The sequence below is a fragment of the Paenibacillus sp. SAFN-117 genome, from assembly GCF_051966115.1.
Classification (GTDB): domain Bacteria; phylum Bacillota; class Bacilli; order Paenibacillales; family NBRC-103111; genus Paenibacillus_L; species Paenibacillus_L residui.
The window spans coordinates 1-24,334 of sequence record NZ_JBQCLK010000006.1; the positions used below are offsets into that span (position 1 = coordinate 1).

Annotated in this window: 26 protein-coding genes and 4 tRNA genes; 18 read left to right on the top strand and 12 right to left on the bottom strand. The window is 47.5% G+C overall.

Annotation, left to right across the window (positions count from 1 at the left end; translation table 11 throughout):
* From ACTHRH_RS05470 to ACTHRH_RS05510, 9 genes are all read left to right on the top strand, one after another.
* On the top strand, positions 1 to 196 hold a 196-nt coding region (locus ACTHRH_RS05470), incomplete at its 5' end, for a hypothetical protein (protein ID WP_440414478.1).
* Between the two features lie 245 nt (positions 197 to 441).
* On the top strand, positions 442 to 1,899 hold the full coding sequence (gene guaB / locus ACTHRH_RS05475) for an IMP dehydrogenase (RefSeq protein ID WP_144941940.1): 1,458 nt from the start codon (positions 442 to 444) through the stop codon (positions 1,897 to 1,899).
* 189 nt (positions 1,900 to 2,088) lie between these two features.
* Positions 2,089 to 3,384 (top strand): D-alanyl-D-alanine carboxypeptidase family protein, encoded by a 1,296-nt coding sequence (locus ACTHRH_RS05480; RefSeq protein ID WP_440414480.1) that lies wholly within the window; start codon positions 2,089 to 2,091, stop codon positions 3,382 to 3,384.
* A 165-nt stretch (positions 3,385 to 3,549) separates the two neighbouring features.
* Positions 3,550 to 4,830 (top strand): serine--tRNA ligase, encoded by a 1,281-nt coding sequence (serS, locus tag ACTHRH_RS05485; protein WP_440414482.1) that lies wholly within the window; start codon positions 3,550 to 3,552, stop codon positions 4,828 to 4,830.
* An 85-nt stretch (positions 4,831 to 4,915) separates the two neighbouring features.
* Positions 4,916 to 5,005, top strand: a tRNA-Ser gene (locus ACTHRH_RS05490).
* A 190-nt stretch (positions 5,006 to 5,195) separates the two neighbouring features.
* The gene (locus tag ACTHRH_RS05495) at positions 5,196 to 5,543 is read left to right on the top strand and encodes a hypothetical protein (protein ID WP_379290328.1); all 348 of its coding nucleotides are present in this window, start codon (positions 5,196 to 5,198) and stop codon (positions 5,541 to 5,543) included.
* A gap of 16 nt (positions 5,544 to 5,559) precedes the next feature.
* The gene (locus ACTHRH_RS05500; RefSeq protein ID WP_186328529.1) at positions 5,560 to 5,709 is read left to right on the top strand and encodes a hypothetical protein; all 150 of its coding nucleotides are present in this window, start codon (positions 5,560 to 5,562) and stop codon (positions 5,707 to 5,709) included.
* A 12-nt stretch (positions 5,710 to 5,721) separates the two neighbouring features.
* Positions 5,722 to 5,871 (top strand): small acid-soluble spore protein P, encoded by a 150-nt coding sequence (locus ACTHRH_RS05505; protein WP_379290326.1) that lies wholly within the window; start codon positions 5,722 to 5,724, stop codon positions 5,869 to 5,871.
* 520 nt (positions 5,872 to 6,391) lie between these two features.
* Positions 6,392 to 7,843, top strand: coding sequence for a stalk domain-containing protein (locus ACTHRH_RS05510; RefSeq protein WP_440414485.1), 1,452 nt, complete (start codon positions 6,392 to 6,394; stop codon positions 7,841 to 7,843).
* A 30-nt stretch (positions 7,844 to 7,873) separates the two neighbouring features.
* Here the strand turns inward: ACTHRH_RS05510 and ACTHRH_RS05515 are convergent, their stop codons facing one another.
* The 6 genes from ACTHRH_RS05515 to ACTHRH_RS05540 form a co-directional block, all read right to left on the bottom strand.
* Positions 7,874 to 8,737, bottom strand: a complete 864-nt coding sequence (locus ACTHRH_RS05515) for an ATP-binding cassette domain-containing protein (RefSeq protein ID WP_144939491.1) — start codon at positions 8,735 to 8,737, stop codon at positions 7,874 to 7,876.
* A complete protein-coding gene (locus ACTHRH_RS05520; protein ID WP_144939493.1) occupies positions 8,734 to 9,555 on the bottom strand; it encodes a hypothetical protein in 822 nt (273 codons plus the stop codon). Before ACTHRH_RS05520 ends, ACTHRH_RS05515 begins: the two co-directional genes overlap by 4 nt.
* The gene (locus ACTHRH_RS05525) at positions 9,548 to 10,129 is read right to left on the bottom strand and encodes an RNA polymerase sigma factor (protein WP_260982157.1); all 582 of its coding nucleotides are present in this window, start codon (positions 10,127 to 10,129) and stop codon (positions 9,548 to 9,550) included. Before ACTHRH_RS05525 ends, ACTHRH_RS05520 begins: the two co-directional genes overlap by 8 nt.
* 3 nt (positions 10,130 to 10,132) lie before the next feature.
* Positions 10,133 to 12,310, bottom strand: coding sequence for a hypothetical protein (locus ACTHRH_RS05530; protein WP_379290319.1), 2,178 nt, complete (start codon positions 12,308 to 12,310; stop codon positions 10,133 to 10,135).
* On the bottom strand, positions 12,307 to 13,182 hold the full coding sequence (locus tag ACTHRH_RS05535; protein WP_144939497.1) for an ABC transporter ATP-binding protein: 876 nt from the start codon (positions 13,180 to 13,182) through the stop codon (positions 12,307 to 12,309). The genes ACTHRH_RS05530 and ACTHRH_RS05535 overlap by 4 nt, the downstream gene beginning before the upstream one ends.
* 132 nt (positions 13,183 to 13,314) lie before the next feature.
* A complete protein-coding gene (locus ACTHRH_RS05540; RefSeq protein WP_144939499.1) occupies positions 13,315 to 14,118 on the bottom strand; it encodes an alpha/beta fold hydrolase in 804 nt (267 codons plus the stop codon).
* Positions 14,119 to 14,421: 303 nt separating this feature from the next.
* Between ACTHRH_RS05540 and ACTHRH_RS05545 the strand changes: the two genes are divergently transcribed.
* Both ACTHRH_RS05545 and ACTHRH_RS05550 read left to right on the top strand, forming a co-directional pair.
* Entirely contained in the window at positions 14,422 to 16,914 is a 2,493-nt protein-coding gene (locus ACTHRH_RS05545; protein WP_379290316.1) for an O-antigen ligase family protein, read from the top strand.
* A 134-nt stretch (positions 16,915 to 17,048) separates the two neighbouring features.
* A tRNA-Asp gene (locus tag ACTHRH_RS05550) sits at positions 17,049 to 17,125 on the top strand.
* Between the two features lie 87 nt (positions 17,126 to 17,212).
* On the opposite strand, the gene ACTHRH_RS05555 is transcribed toward ACTHRH_RS05550, so the two are convergent.
* From ACTHRH_RS05555 to ACTHRH_RS05580, 6 genes are all read right to left on the bottom strand, one after another.
* A complete protein-coding gene (locus ACTHRH_RS05555; protein ID WP_440414490.1) occupies positions 17,213 to 18,124 on the bottom strand; it encodes an EamA family transporter in 912 nt (303 codons plus the stop codon).
* Between the two features lie 88 nt (positions 18,125 to 18,212).
* Positions 18,213 to 18,289, bottom strand: a tRNA-Pro gene (locus ACTHRH_RS05560).
* 17 nt (positions 18,290 to 18,306) lie between these two features.
* Positions 18,307 to 18,383: transfer RNA gene (locus ACTHRH_RS05565), tRNA-Arg, on the bottom strand.
* A gap of 103 nt (positions 18,384 to 18,486) precedes the next feature.
* The gene (gene tadA / locus ACTHRH_RS05570; protein ID WP_186328422.1) at positions 18,487 to 18,954 is read right to left on the bottom strand and encodes a tRNA adenosine(34) deaminase TadA; all 468 of its coding nucleotides are present in this window, start codon (positions 18,952 to 18,954) and stop codon (positions 18,487 to 18,489) included.
* A gap of 258 nt (positions 18,955 to 19,212) precedes the next feature.
* Positions 19,213 to 19,749, bottom strand: coding sequence for an ImmA/IrrE family metallo-endopeptidase (locus ACTHRH_RS05575; protein WP_144939505.1), 537 nt, complete (start codon positions 19,747 to 19,749; stop codon positions 19,213 to 19,215).
* Positions 19,750 to 20,000: 251 nt separating this feature from the next.
* Positions 20,001 to 20,363, bottom strand: a complete 363-nt coding sequence (locus tag ACTHRH_RS05580; RefSeq protein ID WP_144939507.1) for a helix-turn-helix domain-containing protein — start codon at positions 20,361 to 20,363, stop codon at positions 20,001 to 20,003.
* A 245-nt stretch (positions 20,364 to 20,608) separates the two neighbouring features.
* Between ACTHRH_RS05580 and ACTHRH_RS05585 the strand changes: the two genes are divergently transcribed.
* The 7 genes from ACTHRH_RS05585 (at position 20,609) to ACTHRH_RS05615 (ending at position 24,314) form a co-directional block, all read left to right on the top strand.
* Positions 20,609 to 21,130, top strand: a complete 522-nt coding sequence (locus ACTHRH_RS05585) for a sigma-70 family RNA polymerase sigma factor (RefSeq protein WP_440414493.1) — start codon at positions 20,609 to 20,611, stop codon at positions 21,128 to 21,130.
* Between the two features lie 198 nt (positions 21,131 to 21,328).
* Positions 21,329 to 21,757, top strand: a complete 429-nt coding sequence (locus ACTHRH_RS05590; RefSeq protein ID WP_440414495.1) for a phage tail terminator family protein — start codon at positions 21,329 to 21,331, stop codon at positions 21,755 to 21,757.
* Positions 21,750 to 21,929 carry a hypothetical protein gene (locus ACTHRH_RS05595; RefSeq protein ID WP_144939513.1) on the top strand — a complete coding sequence of 60 codons (180 nt, stop codon included), beginning with the start codon at positions 21,750 to 21,752 and terminating at the stop codon, positions 21,927 to 21,929. Before ACTHRH_RS05590 ends, ACTHRH_RS05595 begins: the two co-directional genes overlap by 8 nt.
* Positions 21,930 to 23,246, top strand: coding sequence for a phage tail sheath family protein (locus ACTHRH_RS05600; protein ID WP_440414497.1), 1,317 nt, complete (start codon positions 21,930 to 21,932; stop codon positions 23,244 to 23,246).
* Between the two features lies 1 nt (position 23,247).
* Positions 23,248 to 23,709, top strand: coding sequence for a phage tail tube protein (locus tag ACTHRH_RS05605; RefSeq protein ID WP_144939517.1), 462 nt, complete (start codon positions 23,248 to 23,250; stop codon positions 23,707 to 23,709).
* A 12-nt stretch (positions 23,710 to 23,721) separates the two neighbouring features.
* Entirely contained in the window at positions 23,722 to 24,144 is a 423-nt protein-coding gene (locus ACTHRH_RS05610) for a phage tail assembly chaperone (RefSeq protein ID WP_144939519.1), read from the top strand.
* Positions 24,145 to 24,146: 2 nt separating this feature from the next.
* Positions 24,147 to 24,314: a hypothetical protein gene (locus ACTHRH_RS05615; RefSeq protein ID WP_186328423.1), complete on the top strand. Its 168-nt coding sequence runs from the start codon at positions 24,147 to 24,149 to the stop codon at positions 24,312 to 24,314.
* The last annotated feature ends 20 nt before the right edge of the window (positions 24,315 to 24,334 follow it).

The following is a 24,334-nucleotide window of genomic DNA, read 5'->3' on the forward strand; positions in this document are numbered from 1 at the left end:
TTCCGATGCCGACCTCGAAGTGATTCGAGAAGCATTTTCAGCCGGTGCGGAAGGACGTTGCCAAGCGGCTTTTTTTTGTTTTAAAGTGAGAACCAAGCCTTGCGGGTATATGCCGGTGAGGCTTTTTTATTTTACCCTGCAGTTAATACCTACGGCGTTTGTTCATAAAGAAGGGCCATTCTTTCGCAGTGTATAGAAATAGTTGAAAAACCTCACAATGTAAACAATGCTTTGAACTTTGATGGTCGTTGCTCACTGCAGGGCGTTTTTTAATATTTTTTAGGTTAAATTACTTAAAATCCCTTATTTTTACTGCCTTTTCACCATATTTTGAATTGGAAACATTACCATTTAAACGTGTCCTTGACATTAAAAATAGGCTTCTGATAATATTTCAATAATATACGTATAGGCAGTTATCAGGCTAAGGAGGATATTGGTGTGTGGGAAACCAAATTTGCTAAAGAAGGATTGACTTTCGATGACGTGCTTCTCGTCCCTCGTCGTTCGGAGGTGTTCGGACCTAAACAGGTAGATGTATCTACTCGTTTAGGACATCTTAAACTAAACATTCCTTTGCTAAGCTCGGCAATGGATACGGTGACGGAAGCCGTACTGGCTATTGCCATGGCTCGTGAAGGCGGAATCGGAGTTATTCATAAGAATATGAGTATTGCCCAGCAGGCAGAGGAAGTGGATCGGGTTAAGCGCTCGGAAAGCGGCGTTATTACCAATCCATTTTCTTTAACCCCGGAACATCATGTATACAATGCCGAAGAGCTAATGAGCAAGTTCCGTATTTCCGGGGTACCGATTGTCGATGAGAACAATAAGCTGGTTGGTATTCTGACGAATAGGGATCTTCGTTTTGTTCATGATTATTCGATTAAAATTAAAGATGTCATGACGAAGGACAATTTGGTAACCGCGCCGGTCGGTACGACGCTGCAGCAAGCGGAGCATATTTTGCAGAAGCATAAGATAGAGAAGCTGCCCCTGGTGGACGAGACTAACGAGCTTAAAGGTCTTATAACGATTAAAGACATTGAGAAGGCTATACAGTTCCCTAATGCCGCCAAGGACAGCCAGGGAAGGCTGATGGTAGGTGCGGCTATCGGAGCCTCTAAGGATGCGTTAGAGCGGGCTACAGCGCTTGTAAACGCGGGAGTCGATATGATTGTCGTTGACTCTGCTCACGGCCATCATATTAATATTAGCAATACGGTTCGCGAATTGAGAAAGCATTTCCCGGAACTGGTTATTGTAGCAGGCAACGTTGCTACGGGGGATGGGACAAGAGACCTGATTGAAGCCGGCGCTTCCGTAATTAAGGTAGGTATCGGACCAGGCTCCATCTGTACGACAAGGGTTATTGCCGGTATAGGCGTACCTCAGGTTACAGCGATTTATGATTGTGCCACAGTGGCCAGACAATACAATGTACCGATCATTGCCGATGGAGGAATCAAGTACTCCGGGGATGTTACGAAGGCGCTGGCGGCAGGTGCAGATGCCGTCATGATCGGAAGCCTGTTTGCCGGAACGGAAGAAAGCCCGGGAGAATCGGAAATTTACCAGGGCCGGAGATTTAAAGTATATCGTGGTATGGGATCTATCGGGGCTATGAAGGAAGGAAGCAAGGACCGGTATTTCCAGGAGGATGAGACCAAACTGGTTCCGGAAGGCATTGAAGGACGCGTTCCTTACAAAGGACCTTTGAAGGACTCCATTCATCAGTTGATTGGCGGCTTGATTCAAGGTATGGGCTACTGCGGAACCAAGAATTTGCAAGAGCTCAGGGAAGATACGCAATTTATTCGGATTAGCGGTGCAGGTCTAAGGGAAAGCCATCCTCACGATGTGCAAATTACTAAGGAAGCACCTAACTATTCGTTATAAACCCGCGACTAACGCAAATTTGTTGCATACAACCATTCGCTGGATGGTTTCTCGTTTATTAATAACTCTAACGGAAATTAATTAAATAGAATGAAGGTTGAACAGGGTGCGGAATTACCCTGTTTTTCCTTTTGTTTGGACAAGGCTCTATGTTAAAATAAGAGGACTACGACCATGGGAGTGTGAAAGGTGAAGTACGGGTTATCACTACGAAAACCGTTGTGTATGTTTCTTGCAGCTTTAATTGCGATGGCTGCATTTCTGTCTGCCGTTCCTGAAGAAGCCCTTGCTGCTGACAATGAATTAAATTTGGAAGTCAAATCAGCTATATTGATGGATGCAGCTACCGGTCAAGTCATCTATGAATTTAACGCGGACGAGCCTCTGCCTCCCGCCAGCATGTCGAAGATGATGACTGAATACATAGTAATGGAGAAGATAGAGAGCGGAGAACTCAGTTGGGACGATTTGGTGACCACTACGGAATATGCGGCCAATGTCATTGGATCGGGACAGCTCCTCGCCTATCAGGAGAAACTGCCGGTTAAGGATATGTTTGCTTCAATGTCTATCTATTCGGGAAATGATGCAACTGTTGCTTTAGCGGAGCATATCGCTGGTAACGAAGAGAAATTCGCCGAAATGATGAACGAGAAAGCTCGGGAATTAGGGCTTTCCGAGTCTGCACATTTTATCAATTCCACTGGACTTGGAAGGGATGACCTTGGGAAATATGCCCCTCAGAACATTCCGGGGGAAACTATGATGACTGCCCGAGATTCCGCATTACTGGCTTATCATATTATTAAAGATCACAAGGAAGTATTGGAATATACGAAGACCACCCGGAGAAAGCTGAGAGAACGGGACACGACCGAGATGACGAACTGGAACTGGATGCTGGAAGGGTGGAGCAATGATTCAGTCAGCTTGAAAAAGTATGCTTATGAAGGTCTGGACGGATTGAAGACAGGCCATACCGATGAAGCCGGCTATTGCTTTACCGGAACCGCCGAGAGAAACGGCTTGAGATTAATCAGTGTCGTCATGGGTGCCCAATCGGAGCCGAAACGTTTTGAAGAAACCCGCAAGCTGCTGGATTATGGGTTTAAAAATTTCGAGAAGAAAACGATTTATAGTTCCGGCAGTGAAATCGAAGAACTGAAAACCGTCAAAATGAATAAAGGGGTTAAAACCCAAGTTCCTGTCGTAACCGGTTCTGATCTGTCGATATTGGTAAGAAAGGGAGCCAGCGACGAGGAATTTGTCAAAGAAGCAACCCCTCTTCCGGAAGATCAGCTGGTCGCACCTATTAAAAAAGGTGATAAAATGGGTACCTTAAAGGTAAAGTACAACGAACAGGAATTTTCCGTTGATCTCGTTGCGGCCGAGGATAATGAGAAGGGAAGCTGGCTCCGTCTGCTGTTCCGGGCGATTAAGGACTTTTTCGTCAGCATAGGAACAAGCATTAAGAATTTGTTCTAGAGTTTCTTCTTATTAATAAGATAAATTTGGAACGAGAACGGACTAAAATTCCGATACCGGGGATTTAAAATGCGGGCAAACAGTTGTTTATTTAAATCCCTTCCTGTAAAATGTTTTTTTAGGTATATGCAGGATTAAAAATATCCCTTTCGGGAGGAATTACTTTTGTTTGATGCAAAATTGCTTAGATATGAATTCGAACGCGCCCAACAAGCGATGATCAACCGGGGAGGCTCTCCGGATGAGCTTAATCAATTTGTCGGATTGGACAAGACGAGGCGCGAACTTCTGCAAGAAGTTGAACAATTGAAAAATCGCCGAAACGTAGTTTCTCAAGAGGTTGCCGCCAAGAAGAGGGCTAAGGAGGACGCGGAACCACTCATCATTGAGATGAGGGAAGTTTCCGACCGCATTAAAGAGATGGACGAGCAGCTTCGGGGAATCGAAGAGGATTTGAATGCGATTCTGCTGTCGCTTCCCAATATGCCCCATGTCTCCGTGCCTGTCGGGGCTTCAGAAGATGACAATGTGGAAATCCGCCGCTGGGGGGAGCCCAAGTCCTTCTCCTTCGATGTGAAGCCTCATTGGGAGGTTGCCCAAGAACTCGGTATTCTCGATTTTGAGGCGGCTTCTAAAGTAACCGGTTCGCGATTTGTTTTCTATAAAGGATTAGGTGCCCGCCTGGAGCGTGCGCTTGCGAACTTTATGATGGATCTGCACAGCAGTGAGCACGGTTATGAAGAAATGCTCCCTCCGCTGATCGTAAATAAAGAGAGCTTGACCGGAACGGGACAGCTGCCGAAGTTTGCTGAGGATGTATATGAAATTCAAGGAACGGAATACTTTTTGATTCCGACCGCAGAAGTTCCAGTTACTAATTACCATAGAGATGAAATTCTATCTATGGAAGATCTGCCTAAATATTTTGTCGCGTACAGTGCTTGCTTCCGTTCGGAGGCGGGTGCCGCCGGTAGAGATACAAGAGGGTTGATTCGCCAGCACCAGTTCAATAAAGTGGAATTGGTCAAGCTTGTCTCGCCGGAAAGCTCTTACGATGAGCTTGAGAAGCTGACGGAAAATGCGGAGAAGGTTCTGCAATTGCTGCAGCTGCCGTATAGGGTAATGAACTTGTGTACGGGGGATCTCGGTTTCTCCTCAGCGAAAACTTATGATCTGGAGGTCTGGCTGCCTAACAGCCAAGCTTACCGGGAGATCTCGTCTTGCAGTAATTTTGAAGATTTCCAAGCCAGAAGGGCGAATATCCGTTTCCGCAGAGATGCCAAGGCAAAGCCTGAATTTGTCCATACTTTGAATGGATCTGGATTAGCGTTAGGAAGAACAGTGGCGGCTATTCTTGAGAATTATCAACAAGAGGACGGAAGTGTCGTGATTCCGGAAGTTCTTCGTCCATATATGAACAATGTTGCCGTCATTAGCAAAAAGTAACGTTGAAAATTCACTGCTATATGTGATACAATGATCATTGTCCCCAAATGGGCAATGGGAGGATTCCGTATGGAATCGTCCGCTCGGAGAGGTGGTCGAGTGGTTTAAGGCTCTGGTCTTGAAAACCAGCGAAGGGGTGACTCTTCCGTGGGTTCGAATCCCACCCTCTCCGCCAATATTTTAATTAAATAGTAAATAGTTAAGCTGTAACCTGAATAGGTTGCGGCTTTTTTATTTGTCCAGACATTTAGACGGTATTAAAACGAAAAAAGGTTGTGTTAGATGCTAAACAGCTTGGTTCATACTACTCCTTGTATAAAAGAGGCGAAGCTTCGGCATTTTAAACTCATGGAGGTGTTCATAAAATGAGCAATATCGAAGCTCCAGTGGTTAATCAAGCGGCTTTGGTGGAAGCCTGGCAGGAAACCCTGCCGACCCTGCTTAATGATGGTGACCGATCCAATGTCGTCGGGGACGGGGTAGATGAGCAATCGCTTCGTATACACATTGATACTGCAGGGCATACGGGATATTCTTTTGACTTTCTGTGCACGTATGTCGATTCCCGGGAAGTAAAGGTTGAGCTCGTCGATGTAGAGATCAACAATCGAACCATTGATGAGCGTAACGAAACGATTCAACAGCTTGCAGATGATTACGTAAGACATATTCATGAATGTGCTCAGGCTTTACATGAGCTGACCAACAAGTGAGGAGGCCGTTCATTATATGACGAAAGCAGCAAGGAAAGACAAGAATTTGCAGAATGTTGTCGATAAGCTGGAGACAACTGCGGTAAATAGTCACCAGCGGCAGCAGATTCAGCAGGATACCAATGACCGTCGGCATCAAGATGCTTTGAACCATGACGAAGAATAGGGGGTAAAACCATTGCCGAAAACTAAAACGATACCCGTACCTTCTCCGGATGATAAGCAGTTCCGGGATAGACATGATGAACCTGCCAATGAACCTCTCTCCGGCTCCAAGAAGGTCAAAAATCACAATCATTCCCGCAATAACCATGGAGAAGGCAGTTAATTAGCACAAAGAAGATAAACCCTTAAGACTCTGATGTTATGGTAATTGTTGGAGTATGAATATTTATTAATAACGGCCGCATACTATAATCGACGGTGACAAGAGAGGTTGTGGTTCCGTTGAACTTCTCAGCGAAACAACCGAGTGTACGATTATTTTAGCTCGTTATAGAAACTGGAGGGATGTGCCAAAGACACGTTAGACGTGTCTCCAACACATCGGGACATTGTCGGAGACATGTTATCCAAAAGGAAGCTATACGAAGCTTGAAATGATCCCGAACAAGTCACCGTCACGATCAGAGGTCTCCTGGAGACCTCTGATTTTTGTTGTTTCGCGGAAGCGGAGAATTAAGGTTAATTAAACGAGTCAGGCTCATCGGGTAATATTTAGTATTACTTCATATTATAAAGTATGACTTTTCGGAGGTGGTTATTAAGATAAACCGTATACTGACAAGCTGCAGAAGCACCGATATAATGAAAATAACGTATAAAGGATGAGAAGATGGAGGGGCCAATTGAAAAGCTATCGGTTTCTATTATATTGGGCGTTGTTTTTGATCTGTTATATGGTTCTCACCAATGAGGTACAAGCGGCGGAACAAGAATCCGTAAGTTATTCCGAGCACAAGGTAATTTATGAAGGTAAATCCTTCACGATTCAATACATAGAAGTGGACTTAAAGGATCCTGGCATTAAAGTAACACCATTGCTTGCAGAGGGCGGAATAGGCCACGTGGAAGAGTTTGACCAAATGATTCGGCGAAGCGGTGCGATAGCTGCCGTTAACGGGACTTTTTTCAACGCATATGAACAGGACTCCGGCATCCGGTACCCGAACGGATTGATGATCGCGGATGGAAGGGCGATTCATTCCGGGATAAACCAGACTTTGGCTATAGGCCTGGATAAGAAGGCTGTTATTGAGCATTGGGAGATGTCACTGAAAGCTCATGTATTCCACGAGGGTCAGAATATTTATTCCTTCACTCCGTGGAGTGTTAACAAATACTTCGGAGCGGAAGCTCATGACCAGGTTAATTGGTACTCCCCCGAATTCGGTAAGCAGCATATTGACTATCCCGGCGGTAGCAAGATTGTGATTCGTGAAGGGAAAATTGTCGAAATTACGGAAGACGAGGCTCAGATTCCGGAGAATGGGGCTGTTCTTTTTATCGGTCATGCCAAAGGAAACATCGAATACTTATTGCCGCATCTCCAGGTCGGGGTTGACATTCAATTAGAGGCGGCTCTTCAGAGAAATACAAACGGTCAGAGCGGCAGCAGTGATTGGCTCTCTGCTATTGGAGTAGGTCCCAAGCTTATAACCGCTGGCCGAATAGATATCGATCCGGAACGCGATGGATTCAATGATCCGAAGATAACGAGCTTGGCGGCGGTCAGGAGTTTTGTAGGAATTAACCATGAAGGCAAGATGGTAATGGGGACAACATCGGCCGCAACCTTATCGCAAATGGGGCATATTTTACTGGATTTGGGCTTAGTTGAGGCGATGAATATGGATGGCGGAGCAAGCTCAGCCCTATATGTGAACGGCAAGTTCGTTCGTCCGGCAGGAAGGCCGTTAAGCAATGCCTGGATCGTTCAGAAGCTGGAGCAACCGCAGGTGCAAATTTTTGTAAACGGGCAATATGTTCATGATTATCGGGGATATATTAACGGAAATACGACAATGGCTCCATTCCGTGGAATATTTGAACGGTTGGAGGCGGATTTCGAATGGGATAATGAAACTCGGACGTTGACCGCTTGGAAGGATAATATCCAGCTCATTCTTAGGCCGGATGACCAAACAGCTTATGTCAATGGGGAATCCGTCAGCCTCGATTCCGCCCCCGTCATTATAGACGGACATATTTATATCCCTTTAAGATTTGTTACTGAAGCATTGGGCGCTACTGTGGAATGGGATTCGGAGCTTTATCGGTCGTCGATCATCGTTCCTTAGAGCCTAATGGGCAATGCTGCCGACTCTTTATTAAAATCTGCCGTTCTTTTCCCGTGTCCAGCGGCGAATGTAGTAAGCGTCCTCCAAGTTCGGTGGAACATCGACGAAGGAATCTGCAGGAGGCTCCGGTCCTATTGAACGAATAATGGCCTGCTGCCCTTCTAAGCGAAGCGATAGGATCCTGTCCGGATTCAGGTTAGGGAGAAGTTCAGGGTCCATAGTTCCGCTCCAGACCGACCAAGGGAGGTCCTTCGTCCATCGGGCAGGGGTACCGTGGAAACAGAGCATACCCTCATCGATCCAAACGATTTCGTCGGCCGCATATTCCCATTCATTCAATTCGTGGGTGGACACGATTATAGCCTTTCGTTCGGATTCCCTCGCTAATTCGCTAATGATCTTCTTCCGTTCGTGTATATCCAGGTAATTCAACGCTTCATCCAATAGAAGGAACAAAGGGTCCCCGAGAAAAGCTTGCGCTATGCCAAGACGCTGATGCTGGCCTTGCGAAAGCTCCTTTATTTTTACATTTCTCAGGGGCTGGAACTGAAATCTCTCGATAACCGCTTCCACCTCCTCCCGGGAATCTAATCCTTTGAGCTCGGCTAAATAAGACAGGAGCTTGTAGGGTGTCATTTCTTCATACATTTGCAATCCGGTAGGCATATATCCGATGCAGCTTCGAATAAGGGGGAGAGCCTCTTTAACGGTATGGTTTAAATAACGAATTTCGCCTTCATTGGGGAAAAGCGCGGTCGCCAACAGCTTGAGCAGAGTGGTCTTACCGGCTCCATTCCGCCCAACGAGCAAAGTGATGCCCCGGGATAAATATAGATGGTCTATGTTCAACAGGAAGTCGGGATGGCGATATTTCACTTTGTTCAGTTCAATCATACCGGATTCCTCTCACGGGATGTCCAATCCAATTTGCGCGGCCGATAGGCCGAAAGGAAGCAAGCCAATCCGGCGATCAGAAATAGTCCATAATAGACTTTTAGCTGTCCCAGTTCGATCCACTGATGAATAAGCAGCCATTCCTGGCCGAAATGAAACAAGAGAAAGGCCGCGATGGAAATGGTGAACCCTGCAGCAATCCCTTTGCGATACGTAAGATACGCCATCAACCCTCCCATGAAGAGAACAACGGATAACCAGGACAACATGAAGGTCAGAAACGAAAAGGACTTAACCGTCCATAACAAAAAAAGTGTACCAAAGAGTCCCAGCACAATATTAATAGCGACGACGATCAGCAGCCGGCTCAATATTAACAGCGCCGGTGGGAAGGGATGGATGCTCTCGATCGTCCTCATTTCCTTATTCCAGGAACGGTAGCTGTAGGCCATTCCGACGAGAATAAACAAGGGAATGGCAGTTGAAAACAGATTTCGCGGGACGAAGGTGTAGTTAGCAATCATACCGCACGTCGTCAAAGTAATCATAATAAATACAACAACACTGACCGCCCAGAACGATTTATGATAGGCTTGAAGCTGGTTCCTGCACAATCGGATGAATGACGGCTTTTTGCGCGGGACGGCGGACAGTTGAAGGGCTTGATGCTCTTCCTTAAGTCGGTCAAATTCATTCTGCAGATTGGCAATCAGACGACGTGTATCCTCCGGCTTCGGGGAACTAACGATATATCTGGATAACGGCTCTGCCAGCTCATTCATCATCTCATCGATTTCTTTCAAATCCGTCTTATGCATACGTATTTTCCCCCTCCTTCTTATGGCGGATCTGCACACCTTCTTGGATTAAGCGTGAACGCAGCCTTTTCAATCCTTGATATAAATTGGTTTTGACGGTGGACAGCGGGATCTCCATAATTTCCGAGATTTCATGCAGCTTCAAATCCTGGTAGAACCTTAGGATAATAATTTCCTTCTGAAGCTCGCCTAATTCATGAAGTGACATTAGAATTTCTTTACGCGTTTCCTGTCTTTCGTAGATTTCGACGACGGAAGGCCCTTCATCCCGTCTGTCCGGCGTTTCAGCAATCTGCTGCTTTTCATTCTGAAATCCGAGGCTTTTCCAGTAATCGCGGCATAAATTCAGAGCGACACGATACAGCCAGGGGCGGATTTGCTCAGGCAGCCTTCCCTTCTTCAATTGCCGGATTAATCGCAGGAACGTCTCTTGAACGAAGTCTTCCGCTCTTTCCCGATTGTACAGATGCCGTTCCAAATAGCCGAGCAGGGGTCCATGATAGCGATGGATAAGCACCTCAAATGCCGCTTGATCCCCGTCGGCCATCCTTTCGACCAATTGTTCATCCGTCACCGGTTATCTCTCCTCTCCGGAGTATGGTTGCATTACCCGGTTCCACTCCTCCAGCCATTCTTGTTCGGTAATGACCGGAATATCCGCTTCTGAGGAATGGCTTTGAATAGATAGCCCCCGTTGATAAAAGGTATTTAACAGCGATTTAACCTGCGCTGTTTTTCCCTCGGCGATAGCCCGGTCGATCATGGCGTACAGATCTGTTCCCTGGTTTAGGGAAAGCAGCGGGTATACACCAGCCAAGCTTCCTTTGACTATCTGTTCATGGGTGAAATGCATCTCTTCACGTAAATAAAGATAATAGAAGGCATTGCGAATCAGGCCAACGATGGAGTGAGGTTGTTCCTCTTCCGGTTCGGAGTAATAATTCATATGTAAATCTCCGAACAGATAGGCATTTACCGTTTTCCCCAGCTGATACTTATCCAAATTGTGGGACGTCGTTTCAGACAGGATGAGGCTATGCCCGGTAACCTTAGCCATACCCCCAACGTAGCCTTGGTTAGCCAACGATAGATAAAAAATTTGATCAATCCCATTGGGCGGTTCATTCAACCAGGAGCGGTAATAGTTCAAATGCTTAGACAAGTCCCGAAGAAATCGTTCCGCCTCAAGCTTGTTGCTGGGCGTAGTAATGATTCGAACCGGCTCTTCGGGTACGGTTACTTCTATAAAGCTGCCCGAGAGGGCCGTCAGCCCGTCTGCTTCTGCTGATTCAAATTGTTGGTTTCCCGGCTTGCTTGACTCCGTTTCGGGAATAGTCCCATAGAGCCGATGGTCAAATCCTTGAAATTGGACTTTAAAACGAGCTTTATATTCCAGCCCCGCTTCCGTATTCAAATAAAGCTTGTCCGTATCCATTCTACCTTTAAAATAACGAAATTGCTCTCCGGGCAAAGGGTACCACGCGGCGCTCTCCGGAAGAAATGCGTTCTTGCCCGAAAGGAAAATCGGGATGGCGGGACGTTCGGATAAAACCATCCATTCGTATAAAGGACCGTTATAAGATAACTCCAAGGTTTGAAACTCAAGATCCGGATCCGGGCGGACGGATTCCAGAATGAACCGGTCTCCATCCCGGACCCAGGCGACCGATTGATGATTCCACTGCACACGGGTGACTTCCAAATTACGGTTTAAGACGAATGGCAGGGAGGCCGTTTTCTCCTGATCATAATTAGGAATCGTTAAGACGGCATCGACTTGAATCCGGTGGTTGGATATACGGGATACCGACAGTTGGTATTCGCCTATTCTAAACTCGTCGGGCTTATTTTTCGAAACAAGCTGTTCATAAGAAGCTGCATCTTCCCTGGCCGCTTCATACTCTTTATAGCGGTCTATCCATAGTTTTCCGTATGGAATGAAGCATAGAATGACTAAGGCAGCAGCCCCCGCACATAGTCCCAACCACCATCTCCGGAGGCGAGAGGGCCGATGAAGAGTGAGATAAGCTGCAGCAGCGACCAGCAGTAAGAGCGTAACCGAAAGGGTGAAACCTCTGGCATACCACAGCTCGTCCGCAATGATGGAATGTCCCCATAGTTCGCTTTCCAGAAGGGAATCAACGAGAAATTGGTTTAGATGGAAAGTGGTAAGAGGGTACAGCTCATAACGATTAATGATGAATACGTCCAGGAAGAAGGTTCCGAACATCCAGGCACAAAACCCGATCAGATATGTAATTCTTCCCGGTATCCATGCACTCAGAAGCATAGCTAGTGCCAGTGTGACAGCATAGGACACTTCATATTGGAGAGCGAACAGCAGCGTGTAATCTATCACTGCAGAGACGGAAAGCTGACGAATCCATCCGTAATATATAAATACGATGGCCATAGCTGCAGTAAAAAGACTTAAATAAATTAAATAAACAGTATATTTCGCAGTAATCCGAGTCCAGATAGAAACCGGCAAGCTCCCCATCCATGAATATCCGGGCCGGTGGAAATCGGAGCGAATGGACCAAATTCCAAGCATGAATGCCACCCCGAGAGTCAATACATGCTTAACCTTGTGAAATTGGTAAGCGTAGGCGTACAGATTCTCGGAGGCGGGAGGTGCGATATGCGACAGTTCGAAGGCAAACCAAAAACCATAAAGCAGAGGCAGCAGAAACAGGATTGGTTTACTTAGCAATGCCTTGGTTTCAGACTTTACCTGTCCAACCCATTTGCTCAACTGGCCTCACCGCCGATCAAGGCCAGGTAACCGTCTTCCAGGGAAGGGGAGAGCGAGAGAGCATTAGCCGTAGGGGAATCGGAGGCAATAAGCTTGCATTGAATTCCTCCCGGTATGCGGCGGGAGTGAATAAGCTGGATTTCCGGATTCCCAACCAACCGGAGGAATTGCTCCTCCTTCACCTCTACTTGCCACACCTTGCCCTCGGCGCGGGCTTGCAGCTGCCGTTGGGACCCGACGAAGGCAAGAACCCCTTGCTTCATTACGGCAAGCCGCTGGCAGCTGCTTTCAATATCCGAAACAATATGTGTCGATAGGAGTACCGTTCGCTTAATGCTGAACTCCGATAACAAATGCCGAAAACGGATACGTTCCTCCGGGTCAAGACCGGCAGTGGGCTCGTCCACAATCAGAATTTCGGGTGAAGCGAGCAGCGCTTGGGCGATCCCCAGCCGCTGCTTCATGCCTCCGGAATAGGTTCTGACCTTATCCTTTGCTTTAGTCTGTAGATTGACTTTTTCCAGTATAGTGTCAATAGCAGACTTCCTTAGTCTGGGGTCGTTCATTCCCTTCATAACGCCGATATAATCGAGAAAATCATAACCCGTCATATGCGGATAAATTTCGATAAACTGCGGAAGATACCCGATTATTTGGCGGATCTCTTCGGCATCGGACAGGGGACGGCCGTTTATTCGAACCGTACCTGATGTAGGATTCAGCAAAGTGGCTAGAATCTGCATCAGAGTTGTTTTACCGGCTGCATTCGGTCCCAGCAGCCCGAACATTCCCGTTGGGATTGTTAAATTTAGGTTGCGAATCGCCCAAACGTCTTTTTTAAATTGTTTGGATAAATCTTCAATTTTGATCAACGTTCTCATCCTTTGCCGGACTATATGAATCGCATTCTAATCCTTCAACGATTGCCCTATGTAAAAAGTTTGAATTAGACTTAACCGAAACAAAGACCAACCGGCTTCGATTGGTCCTGTTAAGCTTAATGGTTATCCGTAGATTTGCGAGAGGAAGGCCTTCATTCGATCAGCCAGCAATGAGGGAGCTTCGATCATCCCCATATGTGCGGCACCGTCGAGCAGAAATGTCGAGATGTTGTCCCCTTCAACCGAGAAGGTTTTGTCCGGAAGGACAATCTGGTCTTCCGCTCCGGCCACCAACAGTACGGGCACTTCGGCCATTCTCAGCACCATTGTGCGGTCTGTTCGTTCCCTCATCCCCTGGAGGGAGCGGATGGCTCCGTCCGGATGCGTTGCTTGGCCTATTGCCGTCATGCTCTCGACCTCCCGGCTCATGCTCTCCAGATGGGCTTTGGCAAAAAGCTTCGGGATCAATTCCCCTGCAAATGCATTCATTCCCCGTTGCCGGATGGCTTCCATATTATCGGATCTCTTCCGCTTACCTTCTTCATTGTCAGGCAGCGCGGTAGAGTGAATCAGACCGCAGCCGGCCAGCTTATCCGGATGCTTCCCGGCAAAGGCGGCAGTTACATATCCGCCCATAGAATGCCCGAATAGAACGGCCTTCTCGATCTCAAGCTGCTCTAACAGTTCAGCAATGTCTTCCGCCATAGTTTCCATTAAGTACGGGCCTTCCGGAACGGAAGATTGCCCGTGCCCTCTTAAATCCGGAATGATGAGCCGGTAGCCGTTCTCTAATGCCGGCGCGATGAACTTCCAATACTGCGAGCTTCCGCAAAATCCATGCAGCAGGACTACGGCATGACCCTGTCCGCGATCTTCATAGGCCAGCTCCACCTTCTGCCCCAGAGTGCGTAATTGAGCTTTATGCATGGGTTTTCCCACCTTTCGATTTGTAATGGATAAAGAAAAACAGGCACATAACCAGGTCCGTAAAAATACTTTTCGTATAGTATAGCATGCCGCGGTGTATTACATGCAAAGGGGAGAAGCCGAAAGTAAAAATTTTACATTTTTATTTTAGAAAGCTCTATTTCCTGACACAAAATGAATTTATTCATTTAATTTTTTAAAATATAGAAACTTTTTCCAAAGTAATAAGTCTATATGGTTGTAATATTCATTACAGCATGGAAGGGCCAGATGAAACAGGCCCATAAAGATAAAGGAGCAGAGATGAAGACTAAATTAACCAAACAACCCGAGCGCCTCCCGGTAAACCTGGGAATATCGGAGCCCAATGAAATCATATATTGGACTGGCCTGGGATTTATTCTATTGTTCTTGTTCATCGCCCCGTTCCGCACCGGCTTATATAACGGCTATCTGATTCAATACGAAGTCAATGTTTATGGGTCGGCAGCTTGGACAGCCTTATTCTTCTTTCTCATTTCGCTTTATTGGATCTTTCGTTGGAAAATCAGCTCCGTGAGAGATGCGTTAATGTTATTAGCTTGGGGTTTGCCTTTATCCTACCTCTTATCCGGATTCGTGGCCGTATCTCCCTACAGCAATGGAAAGCAGATTTTGCTTCATGCCATGTATGCGATGTTATTCGGGCTGGCGGCTTATTTCGCTCGAAGCCAATCGGGGAACCGGATGCTCCAATTCGGAATTATGACTTCCGGTTATATGGTGGTCATTTATTGCATTCTAAACATGTTCGGAAACGCTTATTTTCGTGATGCTGTCATGGAAGACCAAGGCTTGAGGCTGACGGCTGTCTTTCAGTATGCCAATGCTTATGCGGCTGTGCTGATTGCCCTGCTTTTGGGCTGCTTGCATTTTATCATGTCCTCCCGCAGCCGGGTGATCGTTGCACTGAATGCATTAATGCTGGTTCCATTGGCTCTCTCGTTCTCGCTAACTCTATCCCGCGGGGGAATTGTGGTGCTTCCGCTTATATTGCTGGCGCTGCTGCCTTTCCTCTCCGTTGTCCGGCAAATCTGTTTTTTTATATATTTGGGGATCGGCTTCACAGCCTCCTTCCTGATTACGGACCGGATCAAGAGCATATCACTCGAAATGCTCAAACGAATGAAAGCCTCTTATGAACAGAATGGTGCCGCCGATACGGTCAGCCTATTGGATCCTCTTTCCTGGAAAGGCTGGCTGACGCTCGTACCGGTATCGATTGGGGCGGCAGCCCTTATTGTCATCCTCCAGCTATACCTGGCGCCGTTGATGGAAAGAAAGCTTGCGCGGTTTGCCGGCTGGAAATGGTCTAATTGGATTGTTCCCGTTGGCCTCATAGCCTTAGGGGGAATCGGACTTCTGCTTATCACTCAGGGTTCAATGGTCGGGAATCTGCTCCCGCAAGCGCTGCACCAGAGGATCGCAAGCATTAACCTCCAACAGCACAGTGTACTCGAAAGATTAATGATGTTCGCCGACTCATTGAAAATATTCGCCGACCGGCCGGTTCTCGGCGGAGGCGGCGGGGTCTGGGAGGCGCTGTTCACCGCTTACCAGGGTGCTCCTTATCTTCCGAGGCAGGTTCATAGCTATTTCTTTGAATACCTTGTTGAAACCGGCTTGGTCGGGCTTATTTTCCTGGGAGGGTTACTCCTGCTGGTGTTTATTTTTTATATCAAAAATGTGTTCTTAAGCAAAACAACAGATCCCGATCAATCAATTCTTTATTATCTTGTGGCCATGTCCATCTTGCTTCATAGCGCGCTTGATTTTGAAATGAGCTATGGCTATATCGCCGCACTCGTGTTCCTGTGTTTGGGTGGGATGGCATCCGCTGTAACTACTGAATTACGCCTGGAAGGAAGCAAGCTGTGGGGTTGGCTTACGGATAAAACCTGGGGACGGCTTGTTCCGGGTATGATTTCGGCCGCGGCCCTTATAGTACTGATCATATCCTTTTACGACTATCAGGCGAATAGAACCTTCTATACTTACTTGGATCAAAGCATGAAGGGGAACAATGCCCATGCGAACCAAGCTTTAGAAAAAGCCTTAAAGGCGAGGCCGAATCATCCTGAATATGTGTTGGCCAAGGTCAATGAATTAAATAAGATGTATAACCAAACAGGGGATTCGAAGATTCTGGAGGAAGTGGCGAAGCACCTGCAGCAGTTAAGTAAGAAGGAGCCTTACAATCGTTTGCTTGTTGAACAGCAGTTCATTTTACATCTCCGAAAGGATGAGCTCCCGGAAGCATTGGACGTTGCATATTCACGTCTGGAAAGCAGTATTTGGGGCCTGAGCCTGTTTGAGGATTTTCCAAACTGGTATGATCGTGCGGTTGATCTGAACCTGCAGCTGGGTGATCAGGCCAGAAAAAATAATGATCCTGCAGCGCAGCAAAAATACTGGGATGATGCCATTCAGCTTTACCAAACGGTGCTGGATAAAATGAAGGAGCTGGAGCAGCTTCCGGAAGGGCAGATGCACGAGCCGTTCGGGGTGGGTCCGGGGATGGCACTGTCTATCGGACAAATTTATTATTTGCGGAATGATTACAAGACTGCCGCGGATGTCATGGAACCCTATACCGAAGGGAATTGGGAGCTTCCGGCAAGCCGTGAATTGACCCGGTGGTATTTGGCGGCGAGAATGAGGCAGGGAGAGGAGCATCCTCCATTGTATGACAAATTCATCGGGCAGTTCCCTGATGAGAAAGAATGGATTGAAGGAATGGTTCATTACGATGCTTGAAGGATTTCGATGAGGGAATCGTGATACCACGGATGAATATTCCCGACTAACAAGGGCAGCTACTAAAAAGTACTTGCATCTGATTCTAGGACATGCTATTATATTGCTTGTGCCTTTCTTATAGTAGTTGCCAAGGAGCTGTGGTGTAGAGGCCTAACATGCCTGCCTGTCACGCAGGAGACCGCGGGTTCGAATCCCGTCAGCTCCGCCATTTAACCCAATAATATGATTTAGAGCAGAGTGCGACTCTGCTCTTTTTATTTTCTCTCGGAAAAACAAAAAAACGTCCGAAGACGTTTTACTGAAGCTTGAGCTGGCGTTTCCTTCTTAGGCTGGCGATCCATTCCGGCAATGCGATGCCTGCCAATATGATCAGTACGCCGATCCATTTCGTCACCGAAACCTCTTCCCGAAGGACAAGGCTGGAAGCAAGAACTGCGGTCGGAAGCTCTGCAGCACTCAGGATCGTAGCCAGTGATCCGCCGATATGAGGAACCCCCAACGCAAATAAAAAAGGGGGAATTACGGCGCCGAGCAAGGCCAAAACAACCGCAAATTTAATGAGTCCGTTCCATAAGGAGCCGTCGACCAGAAAAGATGGCGGGAAAATGATGCTGATCAGTATAAATGAACCGGTGAGCATGATGGCGCTTCTTTTGGCCGGATGGATATGAGGAGCGGTTCGGCCGCTGAATAGAATGAACAGTGTATACATAAGGGCGGCAACCAAACCCAAGGCCACGCCTGCTAAAGTAAAGGAGCCCAGTCCCTGTTCCAGAATCCCGCTGGCAAGTACCGTTCCGGCCAGAAGAATCAATAGAGCGACCAGCTTTTCTTTGCCCGGCCACCTCCGGTTGAGTAGTGACTCGATAAGCAGGCCCATCCACGAAAATTGAAACAACAGAATAATTGCCAAGGAAGCCGGTACATATTGCAAAGCAGCATAATAAAATACACCCGTCAAACCGGTCGTTGTTCCGACGGCCATCAGCATTAGTATTTCTTTAAAGGATGCCGGTGATACCGCGCCTCCCTTTTTTCTGATTTTAACGACGATAAAGATTATCCACAGTGTAAGCATCCCCAGTAAGGTCTGGCTTCCAACGACCTGATTGACGGTAAAGCCCGATTGATAGGCCAGCTTGACGAAGGTGGACAGCACTCCAAAGCTGCAGGCACCTAAAAATACCAGAATTACGTATCGCATCATGGGTAAATTCATCCTTTTAGCTCGTGTTATGCATCTAAAATACAACAAGAAAGGGACCCCCAATTCTGGGTCCCCGATGCTTATGTAATGGTCGAGACGACAGGATTTGAACCTGCGACCTCTTGGTCCCGAACCAAGCGCTCTACCAAGCTGAGCCACGTCTCGATATCTTATTAACTTACTGGCGCGCCCGATACGATTCGAACGTACGACCTGCAGTTTAGGAAACTGATGCTCTATCCTGCTGAGCTACGGGCGCTTAAGCAAAAATCATTATATCATAAATAACCGGGAATGGGAAGAGGAGCAGCCTTCCAAAATTTCCGCTGATCCCGGACAGTTGCGCCGGAATCAGCATAAGTCTAACGGCTTTTCTTTCGCAAGGTGCGGAAGAAGTCGGTGAGCATAGAAGCACATTCTTCCATGAGAATTCCGCTGGTAACCTCCACCTGATGGTTAAACCTTTCCTCCTGCAGCAGATTCATTAATGTCCCTGCACAGCCCGCTTTAGGATCCGCCGTTCCATATATGACATGGGGTATTCTTGACTGGACAATAGCCCCGGCACACATAGGACAGGGCTCTAATGTTACATACAGGGAGCAATCCAGCAGCCTCCAGGCCTGCAGATGTTCGCTCGCTTGCCGGATCGCGATTAATTCGGCGTGAGAAGTCGGGTCCAGTGAGGTTTCCCGCAAATTGTGCCCCCGGCCAATAATTTCTCCATTATGAACAATAACGGCACCGATGGGAACTTCTCTTTTGGCCAATGCTTTCTCCGCCTCTGTTATAGCTTCGCGCATCCAACGGACATGGTCCGGATGGTCCACTGCTTGTCCCTCCCAACTTCTGAAATGTGGATAATTCATCGAACATCCATTCCTTTGTTAACATGTTGTGGATAAGATTGTGGATAAGTTCTGATGACTTCCGTTTTCTATTGTATAATTCCTTAATCTGAAGAGCAAACAAACTATGAAAAACGTCGAAAAGTCAGAATATTTCAGCATAAACCCGTTTGACTGCCGCCCTGAAAATAACTACATCCAAATCATTCCAACCTGTGAATAACTCCTGAATAACTCATGCTAAATCAGCTTGCGCTCATCCAAAGCTACTTGTTTAAGCCATTCTTCGTGCAGTATAGTTTGCAGGATTCTACGTTGAATTTGCTCCACTCTTCTTCGCGCAAGCTCTCTGGTGACTCTGAACGTATGTGTAATCAAGTCTATCAAATCATTCTGATGAGGAGGCAGTTCCATCCGGTTTAGCATGAAGAACGGAATGGCCGCATAGGGCACGAAGCTGTTCGCATCCTGTTCCTGCCACTGGAGAAAGGATTCCGGCATGCAGAATTGATTTCCGGAATGCCTCAGGACATGGCAAAGCTCATGAAGGAAATCCTCCCACTGCTCCTCAGGAGATAGGCGGGCATCCACATTTACGCTGTACATACCTAGACCACGGTCAATATGACTGCTCCGAAAAGGCTGATAATATACCCAGATATTCATTCTTGATGACACATATTCTATGGTGAGATGCTCCGGAGTGGTAATTCGATATTTGCGGCAAATTTGTTCGACCCATTGTTCGAAAGGAGTGCATTTGTAAAGAGATAACACCGTTATCACCTCTTGTCATCAGTTTAATACAGAACGTATGTTCCTTTTATTTCGAAAAAGAAAGCCCTTACTGGGCACAGAACTTTCCTTTAGTAATTGTTATTTTGCCATGCCTCTAATTCTTCGTTTCAGGCAGCTCGAACGAGCCTGCACCTCTACTTGAATCAAAACAGCGACCGGGTAACATAGCCTCTCGTAACTGGCTTGTCCGGTTTAGCCATGGATTCCCTCATAGCTTCCCGCTGGTCAGGTTATTTTCCCTGCCGGTCCCCCGGCTTGCGGTCTTTCTCCTTCTCCATTAGAAATTCAAGAAATTTGCGAGTCTCCTCGCGTATTTCCGGGGAAGCGTTCTTTAAATCCCTAAACAGAATCGTCAGCTCCGGATCATCAATATCGGGTATATCCTGGGTTGGCGTATCCCGACCAAGCAGATAGTCGACAGAGACATCGAAGAAATCGGCTATTTGCTTTATAGTGTCCGGGTCCGGCTTCCGGTCTCCCGTTTCATATCTGGATAACTGAACATTGGAGATGCCCAAGGATTCGGCCAGTCTTTTTTGTGAGAGTCCTGCCTTGTCTCGAAGAGATTTGATTCGATTACCCAATACGCTCATTGGAATGTCCCCACTTTGAAATCAGTTAGTACTCAAATATTACCATTTACCATTACGGTAATAAATAGTTTTGCCAAAACGGAAATAAAATGATTGACATTACCAAAACGGTAATGATATGATCTGTAATAAGTTACCAATATGGCAACATTTGAATGTCTTCTCTCTCCTTGTAGCCATTTTGGTAAAAAAATTTTGAATTGAATTTGCCAAAATGGCAAAAACGCTAAAGGAGGCGCGAGGGAATGGAAAGGGGAGAGTTGATTAATAAGCAAAGCTGGTTAAGCCATAAGGAACTGCGGGATTCTTACCGCCGCACCTGCCGTGTCATTGAGAAGGCTCATCAATCGGCATCGGATCTAGGGGAGAAGAAGCTTCTTTCCGGCATGTTGTCGGATTGCAGGTTTGCCCTGGAATGGCTGGATACGGGAAGACCTCCGGGAAACCGCCGCGGGATCGAAAGAAGGGCTTCTTATCAGGGAGAGAAGCTTACCGATCCTGCTTCCATCCAGGTTTATGCGGATAAGAGGATCCATCCCCAACCTGCCCTACTGACGAATAGACAGAGAGCCAGGCTGGAATTCGTCCTATCCCGACTCAGCATCAGGGAGAGGGATTGCTATGTGTTGGCTTACGGAGAGTGCTTCTCCTACAGCCAGATTGCAGCCATGCTGCAAATAACGAAAGGCAGTGTGGGGCAGTACATCTTAAGGGCGCAGAAAAAAATATCCCAAGCCATTGCGATGTCATACGATTGCCACCTATAGGTGAAGGGAGTTCCTGAAGAAAGGAATCTCTTCTTGACTATAGATATCACAGCAAGGGGCTGCTGCCATGCGGAACAGCCGCGGCAGCAATCCGGGCCAGCAAGGAAGGAGGGAGGGACCGTTGCCATCGTTTAACCTGCAGCATTTAATCGGGCTCAAGGGGTCGGGCAGCAAATCTCCGCAAGCGGGTGATAGATTATGTCAGTCACACTCGATGATGTGAGGAACGCAGTCGCTTCGGCCATTCGCCGCCGTTTTCCGGATGCCGCCGTCTGGCTGGAGGAGGAAGTAATCGGAGAACCGGAACGGCCGTGTTTTATCGTAAAGCTGTCATCCGTGCGCCAAGTCAAAAAGGCGGAGCACCGTTATTTGCGGACTCATTCTTTTACGATTGAATATTGGTCCGGCTCCATCGCAGGACTGCATGAAGTGGCCGAAGCTCTATACGATCATCTGGAGACAATTGAAATTGCCGGGGATTTATGCCGGGGAAGGCACTGGAGCCACGAAATCAAGAACGGGATCCTTCAATTTATTGTCGAGTATCCTATGCAGTTGATTCGGGCCAGGCCATCCTCGCCAAAGATGAAGACTATGTACCAGGAAGGGGATTTAAAACATGGCTAAGCCCAAAAAAGCACAGCCCGCGGAATATACCAAGGAGCAGTATCTGCAATCCAACCGGTATTCCCCTGTGCAAAAAAATGTGTTGGACGCCCTGCTGACGGACAACGAAACCTATACGCCGGAGCAGGTTGCCAAAAAAGTAGAACAGTTTATGAAAAGGGAGGCGAAATAAATGGCCGGAGGAACATGGACGACACAAAATAAAGTGCGCCCGGGCGTTTATATTAATTTTGCAGGAGAAGCGAAGCCGCTTGGCGCCATGGGGGATCGAGGAACGGTGACCATGCCGCTTCCATTGAGCTGGGGGCCCGCCAAGACGGTCATGACCATTCATGCCGGTGATTCTCTGAAGGATGTATTGGGATATGACCTTGCAGCGCCCCAAATGCTGCTTGTGCGGGAAGCGCTCAAGAGAGCCCGGACCTTGCTTGTGTTTCGGGTGAACGCTGGGGTTAAAGCATCGGCTACCCTGACCGATCTTAGGGTGACAGCGAAGCACGGCGGAATTCGCGGAAACGACATCATGATTACGGTCCAGCCGAACATTGATCAGAATGATAAATTTGATGTTCGCACGCTGGTTGCCGGTGAAGAAGTGGACGTGCAAACAGTAGGCGACCTCTCCGAGCTTCAAGCTAACGCATGGGCTGAATTTGAAGGAGGAGGAGTGCCGGAGGCAACTGCCGGACTTCCTTTAACCGGAGGAGAAGACGGTACGGCAAGCAATCAGGACTACACGGATTATTTGAATGCCATTGAAGTGTATGATTTTGAGACGATGGCGCTTCCTTCCGGAGATGCGACATTGAAATCTCTATATACTTCCTTTATCAAGCGGTTAAGAGAGTCCGAAGGGAAGAAGGTTCAAGCCGTGTTGGCCAACTACCCGGAAGCGGATTATGAAGGAATTATCAGCGTTAAGAATGGAGTCATCCTGTCCGACGGAACTAAGCTGGATGCGATTCAGGCAACGGCTTGGGTTGCGGCAGCAACTGCCTCCACCGAGGTTAACGAATCGTTAACCTATCAAGCCTATGACGATGCGGTGGATGTGGACATCCGCTATACGAACAGCGAAATCGAAGCCGCTCTGCGCGGCGGCGAGTTCGTCTTCGTGCACAACTATGGCCGTGCGGTTATCGAGCAGGACATTAATACCTTCCGCTCCTATACTCCGACTAAGGGCAAGCTGTTCTCCAAAAACCGGGCTATCCGCGTGCTGGACGGTTTGGCGAACGAATTTAAACGGAAATTCGAGACGTACTATATCGGCAAGGTAGACAACAATCCGGATGGTAGAAGTCTATTCCGCTCGGAATGCGTCAACGATCTGGAGCGTTATCAGAACATGAACGCCATTCAAAATTTCAATTCGCAAACGGATATTACCGTCTCCGAAGGACACGACCTCGATAGTATCTATGTGGAAACTCAGGTTCAGCCGGTAGATGCCATCGAAAAAATCTATATGAAAGTGAAGGTGAAGTAAATTGGCATTTCTAAGAGCGAGAGATACGATTTCCGGTCAGGAAGGTCGGGCTTATGCCAAAATTAATGGCGATAACATTGAGATGTTTTATATTAAAACGCTGGAAGCAACGGTAGAGAAGGAGAAGGCGGAGGTCAAAACGCTTGGCCGTCGGGGAACTCAGCATAAGGCCATTGGCTGGAACGGATCGGGAAGCATGACCATTTATTATGTCACAACCCGGTTTAGGGAATTGATGTATGACTACATGAAAACCGGCATCGATACTTACTTCGAAATCGAGGTTATTAATGAAGACCCGGCTTCGAGCATTGGTTCGCAGATCGTCCGATTGAAGGGAGTCAACCTGAACAGCGTCGTTATGGCTTCTTTGGACACAGAGTCCGAGGCTCTCGAGGAAGAGCTTGAATTCACCTTTGAAGATGTAGAGATCATCGGCAGCTTCAGAAAACCGGCAGAATAAGGAGGATGAACCATGAGCGATTTAAGTATGTTCTATGCGCAGAATGCGCTTGCTGATTTGACGGAGGAGGTCGTCGTCTCGACCCGGTTTCGGGATGCGAATGGCAAAGCGATTGCCTGGAAGCTGAAGAGCATGACGGAAGAGGAGAACGAGCAGTGCCGCAAGGCCGCGACCAAACGGGTCAAGGGCAAGAACGGCGCATACACTCCGGAGATCAACTCCGACGAATATGTGGCCAAGCTCGCTGTGGCCAGCGTCGTCTATCCTAACCTGAACGATGACAAGCTGCAGAAATCGTACGGCGTTCTCGGAGCCGAGTCGCTGCTGCGGAAGATGCTCCTCCCCGGAGAATATGCAACTCTTGTGCAGAAAGTGCAGGAAATCAACGGCTTCGACAAAGATCTGAACGAAATGGTGGACGAAGTAAAAAACTAATATTGGGAGGAGATGGGGAAGCGAACTACGCTTACTATGCCCTCCATGAACTTCATATTTTACCGCATGAACTGGCGAGAATGTCGCGGCCTGAGAAGGCTGCGATTTTCGCCATGATCGACATTCGCGTCGAGAAAGAGAAACGGGCCTCCAAGAAGAGAAGGAAGTAAAGCGAAGCATACTCCCGACA

Coding starts and splice junctions, on each gene's coding strand:
- ACTHRH_RS05495 (WP_379290328.1), top strand. CDS start 5,196: ATGAGCAATATCGAAGCTCCAGTGGTTAATCAAGCGGCTTTGGTGGAA.
- ACTHRH_RS05500 (WP_186328529.1), top strand. CDS start 5,560: ATGACGAAAGCAGCAAGGAAAGACAAGAATTTGCAGAATGTTGTCGAT.
- ACTHRH_RS05515 (WP_144939491.1), bottom strand. CDS start 8,737: ATGATTGAACTGAACAAAGTGAAATATCGCCATCCCGACTTCCTGTTG.
- ACTHRH_RS05520 (WP_144939493.1), bottom strand. CDS start 9,555: ATGCATAAGACGGATTTGAAAGAAATCGATGAGATGATGAATGAGCTG.
- ACTHRH_RS05540 (WP_144939499.1), bottom strand. CDS start 14,118: ATGCATAAAGCTCAATTACGCACTCTGGGGCAGAAGGTGGAGCTGGCC.
- ACTHRH_RS05545 (WP_379290316.1), top strand. CDS start 14,422: ATGAAGACTAAATTAACCAAACAACCCGAGCGCCTCCCGGTAAACCTG.
- ACTHRH_RS05555 (WP_440414490.1), bottom strand. CDS start 18,124: ATGATGCGATACGTAATTCTGGTATTTTTAGGTGCCTGCAGCTTTGGA.
- ACTHRH_RS05580 (WP_144939507.1), bottom strand. CDS start 20,363: ATGAGCGTATTGGGTAATCGAATCAAATCTCTTCGAGACAAGGCAGGA.
- ACTHRH_RS05585 (WP_440414493.1), top strand. CDS start 20,609: ATGGAAAGGGGAGAGTTGATTAATAAGCAAAGCTGGTTAAGCCATAAG.
- ACTHRH_RS05590 (WP_440414495.1), top strand. CDS start 21,329: ATGTCAGTCACACTCGATGATGTGAGGAACGCAGTCGCTTCGGCCATT.
- ACTHRH_RS05595 (WP_144939513.1), top strand. CDS start 21,750: ATGGCTAAGCCCAAAAAAGCACAGCCCGCGGAATATACCAAGGAGCAG.
- ACTHRH_RS05600 (WP_440414497.1), top strand. CDS start 21,930: ATGGCCGGAGGAACATGGACGACACAAAATAAAGTGCGCCCGGGCGTT.
- ACTHRH_RS05610 (WP_144939519.1), top strand. CDS start 23,722: ATGAGCGATTTAAGTATGTTCTATGCGCAGAATGCGCTTGCTGATTTG.